Source organism: Acinetobacter sp. RW6, assembly GCF_041956835.1.
Lineage (GTDB): Bacteria > Pseudomonadota > Gammaproteobacteria > Pseudomonadales > Moraxellaceae > Acinetobacter > Acinetobacter calcoaceticus.
Genome location: NZ_CP167121.1, coordinates 527,528 through 549,810, shown reverse-complemented (window position 1 = coordinate 549,810; position 22,283 = coordinate 527,528). Strand labels below are relative to the sequence as shown.

The window sequence follows — 22,283 nt, the reverse complement described above, 5'->3', positions numbered from 1 at the left end:
TCTGGATAACAAACCTCTAACTCACTCAACTTTATAAGGGTATCTTTCATGTCAAACGTAAATCAGCTTATTTGGTTTCGTCAGGATTTGAGAGTTCGGGATCATGCTGCGTTATGGCATGCCTGCCAACAAGGCCCTTCGATTGGGTTAATTACTCTGTCGCCTGAGCAATGGAAAATACATCACGATGCGCCTATAAAAATTAATTTCTATTTACACCAGCTTCAACAACTCAAAAAAGAATTAGAACAGCTTAATATTCCACTTATCATTCAAGTCATTCCCTACTGGAAAGATATTGCAGACTATATTTCTAAACTCGTTCAACAACTCAATATCGAAAATGTTTACTCGAATATAGAAGTAGGTGTGAATGAGTTGAAAAGAGATAAAACTGTACAACAAGCTTTAAATCAGCAGAGTAAAGAGCTTTTTTTATTTCATGACCGTACGATTTTCCCTTTACGTTCCATTCGCAATCAGTCACAGCAACCGTATCAAGTTTTCAGTGCATTCAAAAAAGCGTGTTATTCAAAACTAGATATAAGTGGTTTGCCCCAGTGCTATCCAATTCCTGAAAAGCAAAATGCCTATCCGCAGTCTTTTTCAAATATAAAAAATTTAGGTCTAGAAGATGTTGAAGCTTTTTTTGACCCATCAATTTCGAAAGAACAACAAGATTTATGGCCTACTGGAGAAGATTTTGCTCTGGAGCAGCTCGATTTATTTATTGAGGATCATTTATCTCATTATAAATTAGAACGTGACTTTCCAAATGTAAAAGGAACTAGCCAACTTTCTCCGTATTTAAATCTTGGAATTTTATCTATCCGCCAATGTTTACAAGCCCTTTTTCGAGCCGAACATGGCAACTTTCATCTATCAAATGAAGGCCAGCAAACATGGTTAGATGAGCTTCTTTGGCGTGAATTTTATCAACATATTTTATTTGATTTTCCGCACGTCTCTAAACACTATCCTTTTAAGAAAAATACTCAAAATATTAAGTGGGAAAATAATCAAGAGCATTTGGTCGCATGGCAAAATGGTCAAACAGGCATACCGATTATTGATGCGGGCATGCGCCAGCTACAAAAAACAGGATGGATGCATAATCGTGTCCGCATGATTACCGCTATGTTTTTGTGTAAAAACCTACTCATCGATTGGCGAGTTGGTGAACAATGGTTTATGGAACACTTAATCGATGGTGATTTAGCTGCGAATAATGGTGGCTGGCAATGGTGTGCATCCACAGGAACTGATGCTGTACCCTATTTCAGAATTTTTAACCCTATTGCTCAATCTAAGAAATTTGACCCAAATGGAGATTATATTCGTCAATGGGTGGATGAATTAGCTCATCTAGACAATAAAATGATTCATGAACCCTACTCAACCAAAACTAATCTTCAATTGAATTATCCAAAGCCAATTGTTGATTTAAAAGAAACGCGTATCAACGCAATTGAAACATTCAAGAATCTTTAGACGCCACTTCTGTCTTTTGTGTTTATTTTTGATTAAAAAAAAACGAGAAATTTGACTATATTGTGACTTTACTCTAAAAATGATTATAAAGGGATTTATAAAAGGACAAACACAACAATAAATTCAAAAAACATCACAGTTCATTAGAAAAGTATAAAAATTAACATTACAAAAAAAGGTAGCCAGAGCTCGCATGCAACAAAAGAACCCAGGTAGAACACTCGTTTTATGGATTATTGCAGCTCACCTCTTTATGGGAATGGTGGCATATGAGTGGTTGCCTGTAAGCTTTAGAGGAAGCTGGATTTTTATTCTTATTCTTTTAATTTCTGGTGCTTTTTTAGAAGTCGGCGCATCTTTAATTGTTGGTTTAATCGCTTTCGTAGGCGTTGCAGTATATTTTCTACTCGACCTAGGGGCGCAAACACATATTGAACGTCAGCTCCTTTTACTTTTTATTATTCCCCTTATTCCACTTTTTCTTAGTGCTGTACGCCACAATATTGAAATTAACGTTCAAAAATATCGTGATATACAGAGTTATGATCGAAATTATCGCCGTGATATTTTCCCGCTTAGCGCACTCAAGTATTTTCAACGTAGTTTCTTTAAACTTCTTGATCATCATCACATACAAGACTATGAAGTCTTTGAAATTAGAATTCTCAACCGAAGCTTAATTAAAGAAATGCTAGGCGATGATGTATGGAAAACCACTCAAAATGAAATGATTAAAATTTTGAGTCAGCATCATCCCCAAGAAATTGTTTTCCAGTTTGCTGATGATGATCTAGAAACGATATACAGTATTGTTATTCGCAAGCAAAAAACTGAGGAAGAACCTGAATTTATTAAAAAGCTAAAAGAAATTATGACTTTGCGGCTTGAGGTCGAATATAAAGTTATTCAGATTCCACCTGAAGAGGAGATTACTTAATGTCTAATCTTCTTAATATTTGTGGAATTATTATTGCATCTAGCCAATATCCAGATGGCACTTTGCAGCAGTTCTATCGTCAATATTATCATTGTGAAATTAAAGCTGAACAAACAAAAACTGAAGTTCAGCGTATTAATGACCTTTCCATGTTTTTCCCATCACAGGACACATGGTGGCCTGTCTTTACAATTGACCAGATCAGTTCGGATAGTTTTCAAAGGCTTATTCATACAGGTATAAAGCCCGGCATCATATTACCAGATGAGGTTTTTAGCTTTTCTCATTATTTCTTATTAAAAGAAGCTGTCACCCAAGGTGCAATTCCGATTGTACTTTTCAAACCAGAACAGCCTAAATATTTTGCAGCAAAAGCGACATTTTCGACCGCAATTGGATTACGACCAATGGCTGCGTTTGTTTCTACAGGTTGGGATGAAAACCTAATTTCCCAAACTGCGGGCAGCTATATTGTTCAGTTCAATCCTTCGATACTTCCCCTGCCCTCTAGAGAGATTAGACAAAAACAGCACTTATTTTATTCGGCTAAAAGTTTTGATGGTCATGTTTCGGGTTATGAAATTATTATCAATCCTCCTGCTGATTTACCAACCACAAATATTCGATATCCTCAGCTCGGAATATCATGGCGATTTAATCATATCAATTACATAAGTACGCCTGAACATGTAAAAACTAGTTTTATTGGATACATCTTTATTGCTTTAAGCACAGTCGTAGTACCACTCGATTTGATTTTAACTAGTACCTATCCTGACCTTCTTGGTACCTTCGGCAGCTATATTTCATGGATCTCTTTGGTAGTTGGGCTGATTTTATTGTTATTGCTCATCTCGTCTATTATTAGGAGGGTTAAATCAAATGGCCCCCATTGATATTCTCTTCCTATTTGGTTTTTTAGGAATCTGGATTCCTCAAGCATTTTGGGCCTGGTTAAGTTATCAGGCTTGGAAATATTCAAAAACAGCAGAAAAAGAGTTGCAGAACCTGCCTGTGCCAGATAAATGGCCTGTTTTGAGTGTTTTGATTCCTGCCTATAATGAAGGCGTAGTAATTGAAGATACTTTACATGCAATCGCTCAGCAGGATTATCCAGCCGAAGCATATGAAGTCTTGCTCATTAATGATGGTTCTAAAGATAACACCTTAGAAATTGCCGAAAATCTAGCGCAAATTTATCCTTGCATAAAAATTGTCAATGTTCCTAAAGGAATGGGAGGCAAAGGTAAATCTAGAACGCTTAATAATGGCTTACCCCATGCCAAAGGTGAACTCATTGTTGTTTATGATGCAGATAGTACACCTGAGCCTGATTGTGTCCGTCTCTTAGCTCAAACGCTAATTGCTGATAAAAAATTAGTTGCTGTAAATGGCAAAGTAAGAACCCGTAATTGGCAAGATAGTATTTTGACTCGCTTTATTGCCATTGAGTTCATCTTTTTCCAATGGATTTTTCAAGGCGGCCGCTGGCAACGTTTCCAACTATCCACATTGATGGGTACCAACTATGTCATTTGGCGTGATGCATTAGAAACCTTAGGTGGTTTTGATGAGAAATCATTGGTCGATGACACTGAAATGAGCTTCCGGATTTTTATCGGCCAAAAAAGAATTAAATGGGTACCCTACGCAATTGGTTGGCAGCAAGATCCACCATCTTTGAGTGTATTTATTAAACAGCGCTCACGTTGGACTCAAGGTAATTTTTATGTGACTCGTAAATATTTACCTGTAGCGTTAAGAACACCTTTTCCTATCGGAATTGAAATTCTGAATAACATTATGTGCTACGTACTTTTCGTACCCGCATTACTCTGGAGTCATATTACTTTAGCCCTTGGGTTACTCGGTATTGCAGGTATTTCGGTTCCTGGTCCGTTCACATTATTGTGGGGCCTCTCGTTTTGCCTGTACGTTGCACAAATGTGGTTTACCCTATCTTTAGAAAGGGCCAAACCAGAACTCTATTTTTACTCTGTTTTATCTTATGTAACTTACTCACAAATATTTCTATTTATTGTATTTAAAGCGGCATATGACATGCTTAAAAATAAAATACAGGGCAACTCCCTTCAATGGTACAAAACGGAACGTAGCAAGGAGAAAAAAAAATGAAATACTCTTCTAATTTCTACAAAATGGTTCAAGCACTCCTTGCCAGCACCAGTTTCATGTTTGTGGCTTCTAGTTATGCAAACACATGGGAACTAGACGATATTAGTACCTCCACTAAATATACGGTCGAGCCCCATTTTTTCTATATTGGAAAAGGTGCTCAGTGGCAAAACATTCAGTTTTCAAGTGATTATTCCACTGAAAGTGAAACAACTTTACTCGTAAAATATGATGATAAACTCATTTATAACACTACGCTGAGTGGGGACGGTCAATTCAAATTTGATATCCCAGCAAGTCAGAGTGGCTTTCATCGTTTAGATTTTATTATTCAGCAATATGCGAAACCCACCACTCTGAATCAAACTAAGGATTCTTTTTGTTCTGAAGATATTGATCACTTAACTTATTTAAGTAATTCTCAACTCGATTTTACGCCTATTCGTAATGAATACCGTTTGAAAGACTTACCAGATGCTTTAGCTAATCCACAAGCGAGACGGCCTACTCCATTTGTTGGTATTTTAAAATATAACCGTAAAGAGATTGTAGAAGCTTCCATGCTGGCTAGATTAGCAAGTTCATGGACCTCAATAACGCCAATTGAATGGGTTGATTCAGGTCAAACCAACTTAAACCCTGAAACAAATTTTATTATTGAAGTTATTCATTCATCTAGTCCGCTTAAAAATGGAGCCTTAGTACAAATTGCTAAACCAGCAGAAGGTGTGCCGACTCTTTCAATTACTTATCACACACCACAAGAACTCACTGCTGCTATAAATGGATTAATTAATCCCTCTTATGTGCAACAACTTAATACAGGAAGTGCGATTTTTCCAACGACTATTTCAAACCCAGCTTGGGCCCAATTTAAGAAAATTAATACACTTGCAGACTTAGGCATTGAAGATTTCAGATTGAACCATGCTGAAAAAAACTTATTTCTTGATTTCCCTGCTGTATGGCAACCCACTGATATTTTGCAAGGACAGATCGCTCTTCGTATTCAAAGTGGTTTATTACAAGGTTCAAATATTACAGCCTGGCTTGATGGTGGGTTAGCAGGAAGTATGAAAACAGCTGACCTTGCTTCAGACCCGGTAAATCGACAATTCAATATTTTTGCAAAAGCGATTTCAAATACAACCAATTTCAGCCTAAAACTTGAAAACTCAGTGATCGCCAATTCTCAGTGTTTACCTAATGCTCATGGTTCACTCTGGATTGATACGGCCAAATCGACAGTAAAACTCCCACATAAACTCAAAAATGGAGTAGCTGCAATTTCTATGACTCTGGCCACCACTCCGACCATTGCCATTGATGACCAATCTGGCGCTTTAAATATTGCTATTATTCTGGGCCAAGTTGCTAAAAAAATGTTGTTAACAGACTCTCCTATTCCGCTAAACCTTGTACGTTTCTCACCAAATGCACCTCAATCCATAAATGTCCGTGTGAATAAAGATATTTATCGACAACAGGTATTAATGCATCAAGATATTATTTATGCACCTGCTGCTGTTAATGGTTTTATTGTGAGTTATAACAATAACCGTTTTGATGTTATTACCGACTCAGAAGGTGGTGCACAAAGCTTTATGCATCTTTGGGAGAAAATACAACATAAAATTCCAAATAACGTGACAAAAATGTTGGTTTCAGAAAATGGAAATATTTATGTTTTACAAAAACTCATTGTCGGAAATCAAAAAGCGCCTTTAGTCCAACAATCTTCTTTCTTCTTATTAGTTGTGATTATCTCTGCAATTATGATAATAATTATCTTCTTGTGGTACTGGTTAAGACGAAATAATGAAAAAACAGATACCAATTAAAATAGCTGCTTTTATTATTTTAATTATATGTAGTGTTATGGCTGGTGCGGGGTTGTTCAGACATCAAGGACAAGCCCCACATATTGAAGGAATTTTTTGGCAACCTGACAATAACACGACCCCACCAGAGGGAAACTGGCACTATTTGGGTGTTAACACATTTGTCCCTCAGTGGTCTGTTGTTGAGTCTAAATCATGGTGGAAAGAATCAAACTTTCCTCAATGGGAAAAAGCAATTAATTTAGAAAAAATTAAACAAGAGCCGTGGGCTAAAAATCTAATCTTGGGTTTAGCAGGTGAATATAATGAACCTAAAGCTCGAGCAAATGTAACTGAGTTAGGCGAAAAATCTGCCGAAATTATAAAAGAGCAAAAAACGGTTCCTAAAGGTTATTATTTTCCCGTGGAAGCAGATCCAACTTGGTTAAGAGTAAGTGCTTTAGGTGAAGTTTTAACTAAACTTCCAGTACCAGTCTGGGTTAGTATTTATAGTGGTGAAAGCGAACCCGAACATTATGATTTATGGGTTAAAAGCTGGTTACCGGAACATAACGGTGTTTTCTTCCAAGATGGGGTTGGCGTAGGTGTAAGGTCCCCTCAGCAAGCCAAACATATTTTAGAGCAACTTGAACAAAAGCTTGGAAAAGATAAAGTCATTATAGTGCTAGAAGCTTTTAGAGTTAAAAAAAATGGACAATTTAGAGCTGCCTATCCTTGGGAAATTATTTCTCAACTGAAAGCATATGAAGGAAAAACTGTCTATATTTTTGATGGTCCTCACTATATGAACCGTTGGTGCGTCAATATTGTGAGCTTGTGGTATCGCCTCACTTATGGTGGTAAGAGCACCTCCATAAGTGAGAATAAATCTTTAACTCATAATTATGCTAATTCATAAGATTGTGCAATTTGGTCAAGAATACGCCGAGCAGCTTGCCCATCACCAAATGGATTTTCTACATGCGCCATTTTTTCATAGTGCTGTTGGTCGGTGAGTAACTTTTCGGCTTCCTCAATAATTCTTTGTTGGTTGGTCCCGACCAAAACACCTGCCCCCACTTCAACAACTTCAGGCCGTTCTGTGGTGTCTCGCAAGATTAAAACGGGCTTATTAAATGATGGGCTCTCTTCTTGCAAGCCACCCGAATCGGTCAAAATAAATGTAGATCGGTCTATGACTGCTAATAAACTTGGATAGTCTAATGGTTTAACAAGATGAATTTGGGGATGATTTTTAAACTTATTATGTACAACATCATGCACGGCAGGGTTTAAATGAACTGGCCAAATAAAATGTAAGTCAGGATACCCCTTTGCTAAATGCTCAACTGCATTACAAATGTTTTGAATTCCTTCACCAAAGTTTTCACGGCGATGAGCCGTAATAAGCACAACTTTGTCATCTTGCTTTAATTGAATTCCATAAGGTTCAAGCTGGTTCTTCAAACCAGATTTTTCAGAAATTAATTTGCGCCCTAAATACACAGCATCTACAACTGTATTGCCTGTAACAGTAATCAGTTCTGGCGAAATTTGTTCATTGAGTAGATTTCTCTTTGATTGCTCAGTTGGGGCAAAATGCCATTTTGTAATACGGGAAACTAACTGACGGTTCCCTTCTTCAGGAAAAGGATGATCTAAATCATAAGAACGTAAACCCGCTTCGACATGCGCAACAGGTACTTTCATAGAGAACGCGACTAAACCTGCCGCTAAAACAGTCGTTGTATCCCCTTGGATAACAATTGCATCTCTTTTTTGTCCATCTGTATATACCTGTTCAATTTGGCTTAAACCATGTATTAATAACTGATTTAGACTTTGTCCCGCATTCATAATTTTAAGACGATGATCAATTTCAACCCCAAAGAAATCTATCGCATCCCTTACCAACTCATCATGCTGCCCCGTAAAAATAACCTCAACTTGAAAACGTGAATCTTGTTTTGCCAATAAAATAACAGGGGCAAGTTTGATTAATTCTGGACGGGTGCCAAATACAATAGATATAAAAATTTTCTTCATTTTAGAATTCCTTATAAAAAACGAGTTCTACTCGCGTATTGTTGTAATGATCTTTCGTATCTATTGGCACATCTTTAAAGTAATTGCCATATAGTCGTTCAACACGTAATTTTATAGGTTGATAATTAAAAGGCTGCCACGAAATACCGGGGCCATATTCGAATAAATTATTGTAATATTCATCTTTACTATCGGCTAAGCCATGCAATTTCACATAAGCTTGGACAGTTCCATTCTCACCCTTATATACATTTAAGCCCGTACGTAATCGTAAATCCCCAATAACGTTATAATCTTCTCTAGAATAAGTTGCCGCGTTACCATACAAGTCGGTGAAGTAATCATTAAAGCAAAGTGAATTATTACAATTATTTTGAGAATTCCACTCTTGGTAACCCGTAACGCCACCCACTACACTTTCACGAAATTTATCTCTATTACGGTCAATCAGATCGTAACTTCCGCCAACTTCTAGATATGCACGTATAGGGATTGAAGTCCAAGGTTGATAATTAGCGCCTATCCCTAGCGTCACTGCGTTTTCATCAATAATTTCAGGACGTACCCCGCCTTGAGATTGAGTGTCACGGTTTAAGTTTAAAAATCCATACACTTGTGCTCGACCATTATCAAAGTTTTTACCGTAACGGGCTTTAAGTGGGAAAATTACATCGTCATAACGTGACTCATATGAAGGCGCAAAATAAACATCACGGAAGTAAGTTTTCACTTCCCCCCCGCTCAGGTTTTTTACTGCCTGTGTCGCTTTATTGGCAATATCAGCATCTTTAGATTGTGTAAGCTCCTTGAAAACTACCAAAGCTTCTTTATTATTTTTTTGCGAATTGAGTAGATAGGCTTCTTGTAATTTTAAAGTGTCATCTGCTGGATCTAATGCCTCTGCTTTTCTTAGACTTTGCAAAGCGGCGTCTTGTTTACCTAATCTAATCTGTAAATAGGTTAAGCTTTTCCATACCTTAATATCTTGTGGTGTCATCTCTCCGAGTTCTAATAATAACTTCTCCGCATTTTCAGGTTGAGTCTTCTCAATTTTATAAAATTGGTCCCATTTATCATAAATCGGGTTACCGGGTTTATATTCCTGATTAACGATTTCTTGGGCAAATGTAGTTTCAATAGTTAAGAAGCCTAAAGTTGGACAAAGCGAACCGATAAAGATAAAGGAACGAGTTAGAGATTTTATTGTTTTGCTATTTTTCATTTCCACCTCTACAGTAAATTAGAGTTATTAGGGGTCAATTTTTTAAATGATCAATAAATATCATAATTAAAAATAATGAGTTACATCGTTAATTTAGGTTAACGATGTTTTATATAAATAATTTAGTCTCCGTTTTTATTATTGATCTATTCTGTCTTATCGCTAAACTCTCTATAATAATGACATATTTTTTGATCAATAAATTGTAAAACTTCATAGCATCTATAAAGAATTTATAAGGAAAAATTATGGCTTTTCCACATCATGTAGAACATCATGCTATTCACCGTTCAGGCTGGTTAAGAGCTTCCGTATTAGGGGCCAATGATGGAATTATTTCCGTCACTAGCTTAATTATGGGCATGGCAGCTAGTGGAGCCAACTCACACACTCTATTAATTACATGTATTGCCGGATTAATTTCTGGTGCAACCTCAATGGCTGCCGGAGAATATATTTCCGTTAAATCTCAAGAAGATATTGAAAAATCAGATTTAGCAATTGAAGAAAAAGAATTAAAAAAATATCCTCAGAAAGAATTAGATGAGTTAACTCAAATTTATATCTCTAGAGGGCTTTCAAGTGAATTAGCAAAAGAGGTTGCGATACAGCTCACAACACATGATGCTTTAGGTGCGCATGCCCGTGATGAAATTGGTATTCATGAAAATACGGCTGCAAACCCAGTTCAAGCCGCTCTTTCATCCGCCGCATCGTTTTCTTTTGGCGCTTTTTTTCCGATGCTCGCAATCTTATTTACTCCTGAACATTTAATTATGCAAAGTGTTCTCGTTACAGGGATTATTGCTTTAGCTATCTTAGGTGCCCTTTCAAGTTATTTTGCTGGCACATCTAAACTTAAAGGCAGTTTACGCATTACATTGTGGGGTATTCTAGCAATGGCTTTTTCAAGTTGGATTGGCTCATTATTTAATGTTACTCCACTTTAAAAAATAGAACTTATGAACGTTCAATAATCAAATATTTAAAAACTAAATAGCCAATATTATTTGCTCTTGATTCAAATTCCACGTTATGGTGAACATAAAGAAATGAGGTGAATAAAATGCCCCTGTTACAACAACTTGAAATTAAACATCCAATTTTTCTTGCTCCCATGGCAGGTGTATCTACCCCCGAACTTGCCGCGGAAGTTTCTAATCAAGGTGGACTTGGGTCATTAGGACTCGGAGCAAACACGGCGCAAAGTGCGTGCGAACAGATTTTAAAAACCCAAACACTTACAGAGAAATCTTTTCAGGTTAATTTTTTCTGCCATCAACCAGAGCAACTTAATCTGCAAACATCAGCACAATGGATTGAATATTTACGTCCACAATTTGAAAAGTTTGGTGAGCAACCTCCTCAAAATTTGAACTGCATTTATCCAAGTTTTCTTGATAATGATGACTTTTTAAATGTTGTATTAGAAACAAAACCTAAAGCTGTTAGTTTCCATTTTGGCATTCCCCATTCCCATCAAATTCAGGCTTTAAAAAATGCAGGAATTTTAACAATGGTTTCTGCTACCAATTTAGTTGAAGCACAAGCTATTGAAGCTGCTGGCATAGATATTATTATTGCTCAAGGTATTGAAGCAGGTGGTCATCGTGGAATCTTTAATAAAACCTTTGATGCAGCCATCAAAACCAGCGATTTAGTCCAGCTTATTGTAAAACACTGTAAGTTGCCTGTCGTAGCTGCTGGTGGGATTATGAATGGAGCACAAGCGCGCCATATGTTGAGCTTAGGAGCTGCGGCTGTTCAGCTCGGGACCGCTTTTGTACAATGTCGATCATCCAATGCATCTACTGAATATCGTAAAGCTTTATTTAATGAACCAGTAACACAAATTAGTGCGAGTCTTTCTGGCCGTCCAGCCCGTGGTCTATTGAACCACTGGCATACACAAATTGATTTACCAAATCGCCCTCCTCAACCAGAATATCCATATACCTATGACTTAGCGAAGCAATTAAATGCGATTGCAAGCAAACATCAAGACTATGGATATGGTGCTTTTTGGGCTGGTAGTAATGTATCTCAAATAAGAGAACTAGATGCTGCTGATCTAATTAATCAGTTAGTAGTAGAAATATTAGAAGATGAGTAAGACCTTAAAAAGCCAGTGAAGATACTGGCTTTTTTATTTAATGAGTTTGCAATAAATTAATGTGCTCGACTTGCACATCGCTCATCAAATCACCCTGAGCCAATAACTGATTAAAATAGTTTTCGACCACTATTGCTTGCTCGGCTGTACTTTCAACTTTATACATATTTTGGCGGAATTCGTTACTTGAACGTAATCCTTTTGTGTACCAAGCAATGTGTTTACGGGCAATACGGCATCCTGAATATTCACCATAAAATTGATAAAGTTCTGATAAATGCCCAAGTAACACATGCTTCACCTCTTCAATATTAGGTGCCGCTAAATGCTCTCCAGTTTTCAAATAATGAGCAATTTCACGAAAAATCCATGGTCGGCCTTGAGCAGCACGACCAATCATAATGGCATCTGCACCAGTGTAATCGAGTACATATTTTGCTTTTTCAGGGCTATCAATATCCCCATTTGCAATAAGTGGAATATTGATTAATTCTTTGACATGTTTTATCAAATCATACCGCGCTGTATTTAAATACATATCTTCACGTGTACGACCATGTAAGGCGAGTGCAGCAATTCCTGCCTCTTCTGCCCTTTTTGCTACCCTTAAAATATTTTCTTGACCATTTAAAAATCCCAATCGGGTTTTCAATGTAACAGGAACATCAACAGCAGCGACTACCATATCAAGAATTCGTGCCACCAAATCTTCATCTTGTAATAAAGCTGAACCTGCGAGTTTATTACATACTTTTTTGGCAGGACATCCCATATTAATATCAACAATTTGGGCGCCATTTGCCACTTGATGACGTGCAGCCTCAGCTAACTGCTCAGGATCAGAACCGGCAATTTGTGCAGAGATTGGAGCAAGTTCCCCATCAAAATTTGCACGGTAGAGGCTTTTTTTGCTCATCTGCAAAGTCTTATCGGCAGTCATCATTTCACTGACTGCATGGCCTGCGCCAAAATACTTGCAGAGCGTTCTAAATGGACGATCAGTGACCCCCGCCATAGGAGCAACGATTAAATTATTTGACAGTTGATAGGGACCAATATACATATATATTCATACAATTGATGATCAACATAGTATACTTCATCCGCTTAATCGGCTCATCTTTTTATGCAGGTGCTTTCCTCGCCATGAACAAACCGTTGTCTTCCCGTTTTTTATTAAAATCATTCGGTATGGCTGCCGTGTGCATGAGTTTAGCTGCTTGTGGTGATAAAGCTTGGTGGTCAAACAATGATGAGCCTGAACTAGAAAACAAACAGATTAAACGTCTAATTCCATCGCGTGTACATGACCGTGAATCATGGGCTAAAGATATTGACGACATTATGAAAGACTTGGATATTCCTAAAACCAAGAAAAATGTCTGTAGTATTGTGGCAGTAGTAGATCAAGAATCTAACTTTGTCGCCAACCCTCAAGTGCCAGGATTAGGTCAAAAAGCAGTTGAAGAAGTTAGTACGCGTTTAAATGAAAAATTTGAAGATAAGCTTGGCAAAACCATTGGTGGAACAATTGCTGGTTATTTTGAAGAAGTGCTAAAAACTCAGCCTTCTCCTGATAACAACTATATGAGCCAAATGCGTAAAGTTAAAACCGAGAAAGACCTCGATTTACTTTATCGAGAAATTTTCGATTTTATGGCTAAGCATTACCATGTGAGCGCATTAACGGGTGCAGCAAAATTGGTTGGTCAAGATATTGGCGAGAAAATGAACCCTATTACGACCTTGGGTTCTATGCAAGTCCATATTAATTATGCGAAAGCCAATAAACGCTCAAGTATGAGTACCGCTGCACTTCGTGATGACTTATATACGGAATATGGCGGTTTATATTATGGCATACATCGTTTAATGGTGTATCCAGCTAATTATGATAAAGCCATTTATCGATTTGCAGACTATAACTCAGGCATGTATTCTAGCCGTAATGCTGCTTTTCAAAGCATGCTAAAGGACCTAACAGATACAGAAATCAGTCTTGATGGCGATCTACTTCTTTACACAAAAGATGGTGATCCACGCCCAACTCAGAGCCAGTCAGAAAAAGAACTCATTACTGTATTTGCAAAAAATAATGTATTAGTTACGGCCAGACAAATTCGTGATGATCTTAAATTAGAAAAAGAGAAAAAGTTTGAAAGTACACAAACCTATATTGCCCTGACTAAACTTTATAAAACGAAGACAGGTAAAGAGCCTATCTATGCAATTATGCCGCAAGTCGTTATTTCTGGGCCAAAATTAAGTCGTGACTATAATACCAACTGGTATGCAACCCGCGTAAACGGACGATATGAATCATGTATGCAACGAGCGAAACGAATAAGACTATAAAGAGTCTCGCCCTGTTCGATTTTGATGGAACCTTGTGTAGCAAAGACAGTTTTACAGGGTTCATCTTTTATGCTTTATCTAAGCGCCACATTGTTAAGCAAGGCTTGAAAATTCTGCCATGGATTCAAGCCTACTATCTTAACTTTTATCCAGCCCATGCTATGCGCGCCAAGTTATTTCGCAGCATGTTCAAAGATACCTCCGCAATTGAACTGCAAAGATTAGGTGAAGAGTACGCACAAGAGCTAGTCTCTGCGCTCTCACCTGAACTTTTCGCACAGTTGCAACACCACCAGTTACGTGGTGATCGGGTGGTACTGGTTTCGGCTTCAATTGATGTCTACCTTGCCCCACTGTGCAAGTTACTAAATATCGAATTAATTTGTACTGAAACTCAAATTAAAAACGGCATGGTGACGGGTTACTACTCCACCCCAGATTGTAGTAGTGAACAAAAGAAATTAAGAGTACATCAGCAATATACGCTACAGCATTATCATCAAATTTATGCTTACGGTAATAGCTCAGAAGACCTAGACATGTTGAGTCTCGCCACACATCCGTACATGGTGGGTGAAGATCGTGTTCTACCTCGTTTAACGCCAGAAAAAAAGCTCGCATAAAGCGAGCTTTTTTATTTAAACATAACTTAATAAATTGCCATATGATCACGATGAATCATTTCAAGTGAACGGGCTTCACCAAGCACTTGATAAACCTTATCAGAGGCTAAACCTTTAATAATTTCAGCAGATCGCGAGCTAAAATTCACTCGTCCCACTGCAATACGTTTACCTTGTTTATCGACACATTCAACCACATCACCACGATCAAAATGTCCTTCAACAGTTTTAACCCCAACAGGGAGTAAACTGCGATGTTTCAATTTAATCGCTTCAACAGCACCATCATCAATTACAAGACGGCCTGCTGTCTGTAAATGAGCAGCGAGCCACTGTTGATGAGCAGTCATACGGTCTTTATCTGTCGTAAACAACGTACCTAGCATTTCACCCGCCATCGCACGTGACAAGACATTATCACTTTCACCACTTGCGATGAGCGTTGGACAACCCGACTTAGCAGCTAAACGTGCGGCACGAACTTTAGTCACCATACCACCTCTGCCAAGCACACCGCCACCGCCAGCCATTTCGAATAAAACATCGTCCATGGCACGAACAGTAGAGAGTAGTTTAGCATTAGGGTTATGACGTGGGTCTGAGTCAAACATACCCTGCTGATCCGTTAAAATGATCAGCAATTCTGCATGAACCTGTCCTGCAACCATCGCAGCTAGAGTATCGTTATCACCAAAACGGATCTCATCGGTAGATACCGTATCATTTTCATTAATGACCGGAATCACACGCCAATCAATCAAGTTTTGCAAAGCATCACATGAGTTTAAATAACGACGGCGATCCGCTAGATCATCATGTGTCAGTAAAACCTGAGCAGTACGAATACCATGTTCTTCAAGCACACTAGACCAAGTATGAATTAAACCCATCTGCCCAATCGCAGCACAGGCTTGTAGACTGGGTAGATCGGTGGGTCGACTCGCAAGCTTCATACGAACCATACCTTCTGCCACAGCTCCAGAAGACACTAAAATAATTTCGTGTCCGGCATTGTGTAGATCTGCAATCTGTTTCGCCCAATGCGAAATAGCATCCAAATCTAAACCTTGCCCATTGGCTGTGAGTAAAGATGATCCGATTTTAACAACGATTCGTTTACACTCACTGAGCTGACGTTGCCCATCGACCACTTCTATCATGTTTTCCTCGGTTTTCTAGTCACGAACGTAGACGCTTTCTACATCATTGTCGTCTTCATCATCGTCAAAATCATCATCATCGCCTAACATGCCTTCAAGACGTTGTGCTCGACGCATAGCGCGATATGCTTCTTTTGCCGCAATGGTTTGTTCACGTGTTTCAACTTCTAGTTGTTCACGGAAAGCTTTTACTTCTGCTGCATATTCAGGATCTTCAACTTCGCGTTCACGTTGTTGTTCAAGCTGATCCATGAGGTAATACACAACCTCTTTCGTTCCTTCACTTAATAAGCCTGATGTCTTAAAGACAGGTCCAGTCCACTCTAGTTCATCTAGAATATGCTGACACCACTCTTCACGACTTTCTTCAGCAATCTGATCAAGTTTATTCAGTACTAAAACAACTGGTAGTTTAGCCAAAGTAGGTGAAAACTTAACTAACTCGTTCATAATTGCTTTTGCATTATGTGCCGGATCTGAACCATCAATTGGCTGCACATCAATAATGTGTAAAAGGATACGCGTACGTGCCAGATGTTTAAGGAAACGAATTCCCAAACCTGCACCTTCTGCTGCACCTTCAATCAACCCAGGAATATCGGCCATTACAAATGAACGATGACGGTCAGCATCTACAACACCTAGGTTTGGAACCATGGTTGTAAACGGATAGTCTGCCACTTTTGGTTTTGCAGCACTTACAGCACGAATAAAGGTTGATTTACCAGCATTTGGCATGCCCAATAAACCAACATCTGCCAATACTTTTAATTCAAGGCGAATTTCACGAAATTCACCTTTTATACCAGTCGTACATTTACGCGGAGCACGGTTAGTTGATGATTTAAAGTGGGTATTCCCCAAACCACCATCACCACCACCTGCAACCAGAATTCTTTGGCCGTCTTCAACCAAATCGCCAATAATATCGCCTGAATCTGTATCAACAATTGTTGTACCAACAGGTACTTTTAAAACCACATCTTCACCACCACGTCCGGTACAGTTAGCACCTGCACCATTCTTTCCGCGCTCAGCACGGAACTTACGTGTGTAACGGTAATCGACTAGCGTACTCGTATCATCATCAGCTTGAATATAGATACTTCCACCACGTCCGCCATCACCACCATCTGGGCCACCAAATGGGACAAATTTTTCACGGCGAAAACTGGCTACGCCATTGCCACCGTCGCCAGCCTCTACGGTAATGACTGCTTCATCAACAAAGCGCATCTGCCAATCCTCTAAAAACTCTAAAACCGCCTATTCTGCCATATTTTAATAAAATTCTCGAATATAAAATGGGACAATTCCTATTTATAACGATCTGTTTTTATATTTAAGTCATCAGAAGCATTTTAGATCCACAAATACAGCTTATATTGAAAATAAAATGCAGGATGACTATTTAATTTTTAAGGATGAACATTCCGTAGAGGTAAGGTCATTTGCATATCAAGATTTGCTTTTGTTTTTGGAATCGAATTATACATAATGGCATTAAATGAAGAGACATTCCCCATTTCCATAGGGTCATTCACTTGTAGACTTGGTTTAAACTGATGTTTAACCGATAAATTTACTGGCTCATCAAATTCAAAATAAACAGGACCATCAAAAACAATTTTAATCGGAATGGTATAACTACGCTTTAACTGAAAAGGCACATCTAACTTTATGGGAATATCAAGTTTAAGTGGAAATTTAGGTAACAACTTATTTTGATAGATCAAATCTGTAGTTGTTTCAAGAGGCATAACCTGATCAATTTTTAGAGTCGTTGTGTAATCAACATTGACTGTAACGGGTGTCTCTACAGCAAAACTGATATCTGCTAAATATTTCCCTTTCAGCGGTAGAGTCAGTTGGCGGTCTATATCCAATGTTGTATCAAGTTTACCAATAGATTGGACTTGCAAAGTGTTGCCAACTTGAATCTTTGTTTCTAAAGAGTCAGGTAAACTAATATCTGCGTTATGAGCCGAAACCACTACATTCGCCTGAATATTGAGATATACCCAAAACATAACAGCGGCAAGTATCATCATTAAAATGAAACTGATGAGCATACTCTTGAGTGAACGAAACATTACCATCCACCCTATTGATCAGCTGTCGTCTGTGATGTTTCTGAACCTAATACCCGATTTAATCGCATACTGGACAGAGGAATTTTTAACTCACCATTTGCGATCTTCACAGGCAATGTGTTTTTAACATCAACTGAAGCATTTAGCGCTGTTTTAACAGGTACACTCAAATTACCCTCAATTGGAATATTTGTATCTAATCTTGCTTTTAGAGGAATATGTAAATTTTCTTTTAATACTGTCCGCACTGGCGCATCAAATTTCAAATGAACCTTTTGCTCAAGTGGAACATTAATATCAATCGGAACATCAAGTTTTAATGGAATTGATCCCTTTAACGGTAAGGTAATATCACGCCCCAAAACTCTGACTTGAACCTTCGTATCAATTGGTAAATTTTGCTCAACTTTTAATACTTCTTTGACAGGAATTGTTGTGCTAATCGGCACCATATTATCGAAATAAACACGCGGAGTTAACGTTTGTGTTAATGGAATATTCAATTGCTCATCAATTGGAATACTGGCATTTACCCGCCCTTTTACATCCACATTTAAAGCATCTTGTACTTTAACCTTAACCTGTAGAGGTTCTTGCAAGTCAATAGCAACTGCCTGATTCTTCAGTGGAATATAAATATTAAAATGCTTAAACACCCATATTGCAATGAGTACACCACATAAATTGGCAATAATGATGAATATAAAAACGACCAACAAACGTTTAAACTGCGACAATTCCAATCCCTTACTATTTTCTTTTTTTCCTTAATTCGTATTCTCATTTATTTACAAAAAATAGTCAGCATATATTTTGTACGGTTGTAAAAAAACCCAGTCTAAACTGGGTCTTTTTGTGAAAATCTTTTATAGATCGTTAAATGATCTTAAGCATTCAATTCTGCAGGAATTTTTTTGTAGCTTACGCCGCACATTTGTTCAGCGATACGTAATACCTGACAGCTATAACCTACTTCGTTATCGTACCAAACATAAGCAGTTAAACGGTTACCAGAAGTAATCGTTGCTTGAGCGTCATATACACCAGCAGTACGAGAACCGATAAAGTCACTCGATACAACTTCAGTCGAGTTGGTATAACCAATTTGACCTTGAAGGCTAGAGTTAATTGAAATTTGACGAATGTATTCGTTCACTTCTTCGCGATCAATTTCTTTATCAAGCGTTAAGTTCAAGATAGCAAGAGATACGTTTGGTGTAGGAACACGTACAGAGTTACCAGTTAACTTACCTTTTAATGCAGGTAATGCTTTAGCAACTGCTTTAGCTGCGCCAGTTTCTGTAATTACCATGTTTAAAGTAGCAGCACGACCACGACGATCTGCTTTATGGTAGTTGTCGATCAAGTTCTGGTCATTTGTAAATGAGTGAACAGTTTCAACATGACCATTAAGAACTTTATATTTGTCATCCAATACTTTAAGAATTGGAGTAATTGCATTTGTTGTACAACTTGCAGCAGAGATGATTTTGTCTTCATCTAAGATGTCGGTATTGTTTACGCCAAATACAACGTTTTTCATTTCGCCTTTACTTGGTGCAGTCAATACAACACGTGCAACGCCTGGGCATTTCAAGTGTTGGCTTAGACCTTCAGCATCACGCCATTTACCAGTATTGTCGATTAAAAGTGCATTTGAAATACCGTATTCAGTATAGTCAACTTCACTTGGGCTAGACGCATAAATCACTTTAATGAAGTTACCATTAGCAATGATTGCTTCGTTTTCTTCATCAACAGCGATTGTGCCAGCGAAAGTACCGTGAATAGAGTCACGACGAAGTAAAGAAGCACGTTTTGCTAAATCGCCATCAGAAGATTTACGCACAACAATTGCTTTAAGGCTTAAACCACGACCCAGACCTGATTGGCTAATAATTAAACGAGCCAAGATACGGCCAATACGACCAAAACCATAAAGAACGACATCTTTAGGTTGTTCAGAAGTTGCGCTACCTTTGATTGACTCAACTGCTTGAGCAACAAAAGCATCAACATCACCGCCTTTTTCTTTATATTCAACAGCAAGTTTACCGATATCAACTTCTGCAGAACCAATATTTTCAAGCTTAGCTAAAGCTTCTAAAATTGGGAATGTATTTACAACAGAAAGCTCAACGTCTACAACACGTGTACGACGGTGAGTTTTCAAAATTTGGATAACAGAACGGTTAATTAAAGAGCGACCGTAAACAGATACGACAATATTTTTTTCACGGTATAATTGTCCGATTAATGCAATCATACGTTCCGCGATTTCTTCACGGTTTTTCCAACGGCCTTGGTGTTCAGCATGCAGGGCGATGATAGTGTCTTTGCTCACAGATACGTCCTCTAATTAATTATATCTAGGCGTGATTTTTTAAACCCCGTAATTGTAATGGAATTATTGGCAAGAATGAATCAAAAGCTGACGATAGTGATTAGATTTTCCTAAAATTCATCATAAATTCATAAAATACCTATAATTATTTTTTATTATTTTATTGTTTAAAGCAGCTAAATTTTTGCTTTTTCTTACTTTTTAGATTCTGAGCCTCTAATCAAACTCATCATTTTTTAATCTTTTTTGATATTTCGCGATGTTAAGTTGCAAATTTTTGGCTTTTTGACGTTGCTGATAAAGGTGAACTGCACCTTCTAAAACGAGTACAAATACTGCACACCAGATCGGAATATAAGTGAACCATTCTTCTTGGCCAATACTCTCCCCTAGAACTAAAGAAGCTAAAGCAAGTAATACAGGTTCCAAATATCCTAAAAGTCCAAACACGACTAATGGTAAAAAGCGACTTGCCAGAATATAACTTCCTAAACCAATAGCACTTAAAATTCCAAGCCCAACAATGACCAAAGCAAGACTCGGTTGGTCTATAAATTTGCTATAAGGGAGTAAACCTGTATGAGTTAAATAAATTGCAATCGGTAGAATAATGACTAAGTCCCACCAAAAACCGCCTAAATTGTCTGTTTTAATGGTCTTACGTAATAAAAAATAGGCCGAATAACCAACTGCAACCAGTGCAGTTTCCCAAGCAATACTTCCTAAACGCCAGATCTCATGGCCGACTCCAATGACTGCAAGAATAATTGCGACCCATTGAAATTTTGATATTTTTTCGCCATACAGCACACTTCCAGCCAAGACAAGAACAAGCGGCAATAGAAAGTAGCCTAAAGATACTTGTAAGCCACGCCCATGCATAGGCCCCCATAAAAACAGCCAAAGTTGTACTGAAGTTAAAATGGAGGTTGTGATTAATAACAATAATAAAGACGGCTTTGCCAAAATACGCTGGTAGATATTTTTTATATATCCTAAATCACCGCTCCACCACATAAACAAAGTGAGAACTGGTAGTGTTGCAATAATCCGCCATCCAAAAGTCTGTTCACTATCAAGCTGACTTAACAATTGAGTATAAAAATAAAGTACACCAAAAGTGATAGATGCCATGACAGACAAGCTCACGCCCTTAAACATCATCACCCTCTTAGACTTTAGTAAAAACAGCTCACCACAATACTTGATTTATCCACTATAAAAAAGAAAAAACCATGTAAAAACATGGTTTTTTATTAATCAGACATCTACAGCTATTCTTTATGTTCTGTATGAATAATATCGCGAATATCAAAACCTAATGTTTTTGCATAATTTAGATATTCATCAACCACTTCTTGTTCAGGATGAGGTGTTCTTGATAACACCCAAAGATATTTACGAGAAGGTTCTCCCACTAAAACAGTTTGATAGTCTTCATCTATTTTTAAAATCCAGTAATCTCCACGAATGACTGGAATCCATCTCACAGCTTCTGGTAAGAAACTCACCTTCAATTTCGTGTTATATGGCGGATTTACGACAAAGGCTTCACCAATAGATTGCTGTAATTGTTTTCTATTATCATAACAGCGATTATCTACAACCACATTTCCATTTTCATTTAAGGTATAAGTTGCAGATACGTTGTAAGCACATTTTTTTTGAAAAAAAGCAGGCTTACGGGCGACTTCATACCAGACACCTAAATATCGGTCCAGTTCAACTTTATAAACGGTTTGCAAATGTTTCGGCTGAGCATAGACATACGTTCCAACAGCTAAACTAGCCAAAACAACACCGCCCAACGCAATTTTAGCCAAACGCCAACTGGCTTGCGGAACATTATTTCGAAATGCCATTGTTGCCCTCAACGATTAGTTGTGAATACAAAAGAACTCAAACATCTACAGTAGCTTGTTTTTTAAACACATTATGTAGCG

General features: G+C 37.8%; 20 protein-coding genes. 10 read left to right on the top strand and 10 right to left on the bottom strand.

Features of this window, described 5'->3' with window-relative positions; all coding sequences use genetic code 11:
• The first annotated feature begins 48 nt into the window (after positions 1–48).
• The 6 genes from ACB088_RS02505 to ACB088_RS02480 all read left to right on the top strand — a co-directional run bounded on the left by ACB088_RS02505 (position 49) and on the right by ACB088_RS02480 (position 7,303).
• On the top strand, positions 49–1,491 hold the full coding sequence (locus tag ACB088_RS02505; RefSeq protein WP_375037907.1) for a cryptochrome/photolyase family protein: 1,443 nt from the start codon (positions 49–51) through the stop codon (positions 1,489–1,491).
• Positions 1,492–1,684: 193 nt separating this feature from the next.
• Positions 1,685–2,428: a hypothetical protein gene (locus tag ACB088_RS02500; protein WP_004643626.1), complete on the top strand. Its 744-nt coding sequence runs from the start codon at positions 1,685–1,687 to the stop codon at positions 2,426–2,428.
• Positions 2,428–3,324 carry a hypothetical protein gene (locus tag ACB088_RS02495; RefSeq protein WP_375037906.1) on the top strand — a complete coding sequence of 299 codons (897 nt, stop codon included), beginning with the start codon at positions 2,428–2,430 and terminating at the stop codon, positions 3,322–3,324. Before ACB088_RS02500 ends, ACB088_RS02495 begins: the two co-directional genes overlap by 1 nt.
• Entirely contained in the window at positions 3,311–4,564 is a 1,254-nt protein-coding gene (locus tag ACB088_RS02490; RefSeq protein ID WP_133747108.1) for a glycosyltransferase family 2 protein, read from the top strand. The genes ACB088_RS02495 and ACB088_RS02490 overlap by 14 nt, the downstream gene beginning before the upstream one ends.
• The gene (locus ACB088_RS02485) at positions 4,561–6,405 is read left to right on the top strand and encodes a hypothetical protein (RefSeq protein WP_375037905.1); all 1,845 of its coding nucleotides are present in this window, start codon (positions 4,561–4,563) and stop codon (positions 6,403–6,405) included. Before ACB088_RS02490 ends, ACB088_RS02485 begins: the two co-directional genes overlap by 4 nt.
• Positions 6,383–7,303: a hypothetical protein gene (locus ACB088_RS02480; protein ID WP_209734157.1), complete on the top strand. Its 921-nt coding sequence runs from the start codon at positions 6,383–6,385 to the stop codon at positions 7,301–7,303. The genes ACB088_RS02485 and ACB088_RS02480 overlap by 23 nt, the downstream gene beginning before the upstream one ends.
• On the opposite strand, the gene wecB is transcribed toward ACB088_RS02480, so the two are convergent.
• Positions 7,288–8,430: a non-hydrolyzing UDP-N-acetylglucosamine 2-epimerase gene (gene wecB / locus ACB088_RS02475; protein ID WP_375037904.1), complete on the bottom strand. Its 1,143-nt coding sequence runs from the start codon at positions 8,428–8,430 to the stop codon at positions 7,288–7,290. The two genes, ACB088_RS02480 and wecB, sit on opposite strands and share 16 nt — an antisense overlap.
• A gap of 1 nt (position 8,431) precedes the next feature.
• Positions 8,432–9,652: a tetratricopeptide repeat protein gene (locus ACB088_RS02470; protein WP_375037903.1), complete on the bottom strand. Its 1,221-nt coding sequence runs from the start codon at positions 9,650–9,652 to the stop codon at positions 8,432–8,434.
• 248 nt (positions 9,653–9,900) lie between these two features.
• Between ACB088_RS02470 and ACB088_RS02465 the strand changes: the two genes are divergently transcribed.
• Positions 9,901–10,602 carry a VIT family protein gene (locus ACB088_RS02465; RefSeq protein ID WP_133747112.1) on the top strand — a complete coding sequence of 234 codons (702 nt, stop codon included), beginning with the start codon at positions 9,901–9,903 and terminating at the stop codon, positions 10,600–10,602.
• 116 nt (positions 10,603–10,718) lie between these two features.
• Positions 10,719–11,765 (top strand): NAD(P)H-dependent flavin oxidoreductase, encoded by a 1,047-nt coding sequence (locus ACB088_RS02460; protein WP_375037902.1) that lies wholly within the window; start codon positions 10,719–10,721, stop codon positions 11,763–11,765.
• 37 nt (positions 11,766–11,802) lie between these two features.
• On the opposite strand, the gene dusB is transcribed toward ACB088_RS02460, so the two are convergent.
• Positions 11,803–12,828 carry a tRNA dihydrouridine synthase DusB gene (gene dusB / locus ACB088_RS02455; protein ID WP_375037901.1) on the bottom strand — a complete coding sequence of 342 codons (1,026 nt, stop codon included), beginning with the start codon at positions 12,826–12,828 and terminating at the stop codon, positions 11,803–11,805.
• 83 nt (positions 12,829–12,911) lie between these two features.
• Between dusB and ACB088_RS02450 the strand changes: the two genes are divergently transcribed.
• Together ACB088_RS02450 and ACB088_RS02445 are read left to right on the top strand one after the other, a co-directional pair.
• Positions 12,912–14,120, top strand: coding sequence for a DUF1615 domain-containing protein (locus ACB088_RS02450; RefSeq protein WP_375037900.1), 1,209 nt, complete (start codon positions 12,912–12,914; stop codon positions 14,118–14,120).
• Complete coding sequence (locus ACB088_RS02445) at positions 14,087–14,743, top strand: HAD-IB family hydrolase (RefSeq protein ID WP_375037899.1); 657 nt, start codon at positions 14,087–14,089, stop codon at positions 14,741–14,743. Before ACB088_RS02450 ends, ACB088_RS02445 begins: the two co-directional genes overlap by 34 nt.
• A gap of 26 nt (positions 14,744–14,769) precedes the next feature.
• Here the strand turns inward: ACB088_RS02445 and proB are convergent, their stop codons facing one another.
• The 7 genes from proB to ACB088_RS02410 all read right to left on the bottom strand — a co-directional run bounded on the left by proB (position 14,770) and on the right by ACB088_RS02410 (position 22,202).
• Entirely contained in the window at positions 14,770–15,903 is a 1,134-nt protein-coding gene (gene proB, locus ACB088_RS02440) for a glutamate 5-kinase (protein ID WP_375037898.1), read from the bottom strand.
• Between the two features lie 15 nt (positions 15,904–15,918).
• Positions 15,919–17,139 (bottom strand): Obg family GTPase CgtA, encoded by a 1,221-nt coding sequence (gene cgtA, locus ACB088_RS02435; protein ID WP_003650347.1) that lies wholly within the window; start codon positions 17,137–17,139, stop codon positions 15,919–15,921.
• Positions 17,140–17,321: 182 nt separating this feature from the next.
• Positions 17,322–17,996 carry a hypothetical protein gene (locus ACB088_RS02430; protein ID WP_213074614.1) on the bottom strand — a complete coding sequence of 225 codons (675 nt, stop codon included), beginning with the start codon at positions 17,994–17,996 and terminating at the stop codon, positions 17,322–17,324.
• 11 nt (positions 17,997–18,007) lie between these two features.
• Positions 18,008–18,733: a hypothetical protein gene (locus ACB088_RS02425; RefSeq protein ID WP_004643644.1), complete on the bottom strand. Its 726-nt coding sequence runs from the start codon at positions 18,731–18,733 to the stop codon at positions 18,008–18,010.
• A 149-nt stretch (positions 18,734–18,882) separates the two neighbouring features.
• Positions 18,883–20,340, bottom strand: coding sequence for a glyceraldehyde-3-phosphate dehydrogenase (locus ACB088_RS02420; protein WP_003650341.1), 1,458 nt, complete (start codon positions 20,338–20,340; stop codon positions 18,883–18,885).
• 216 nt (positions 20,341–20,556) lie between these two features.
• On the bottom strand, positions 20,557–21,504 hold the full coding sequence (gene rarD, locus ACB088_RS02415) for an EamA family transporter RarD (RefSeq protein ID WP_080027583.1): 948 nt from the start codon (positions 21,502–21,504) through the stop codon (positions 20,557–20,559).
• 110 nt (positions 21,505–21,614) lie between these two features.
• Positions 21,615–22,202: a lipocalin family protein gene (locus ACB088_RS02410; RefSeq protein WP_375037897.1), complete on the bottom strand. Its 588-nt coding sequence runs from the start codon at positions 22,200–22,202 to the stop codon at positions 21,615–21,617.
• Positions 22,203–22,283: the final 81 nt, after the last annotated feature.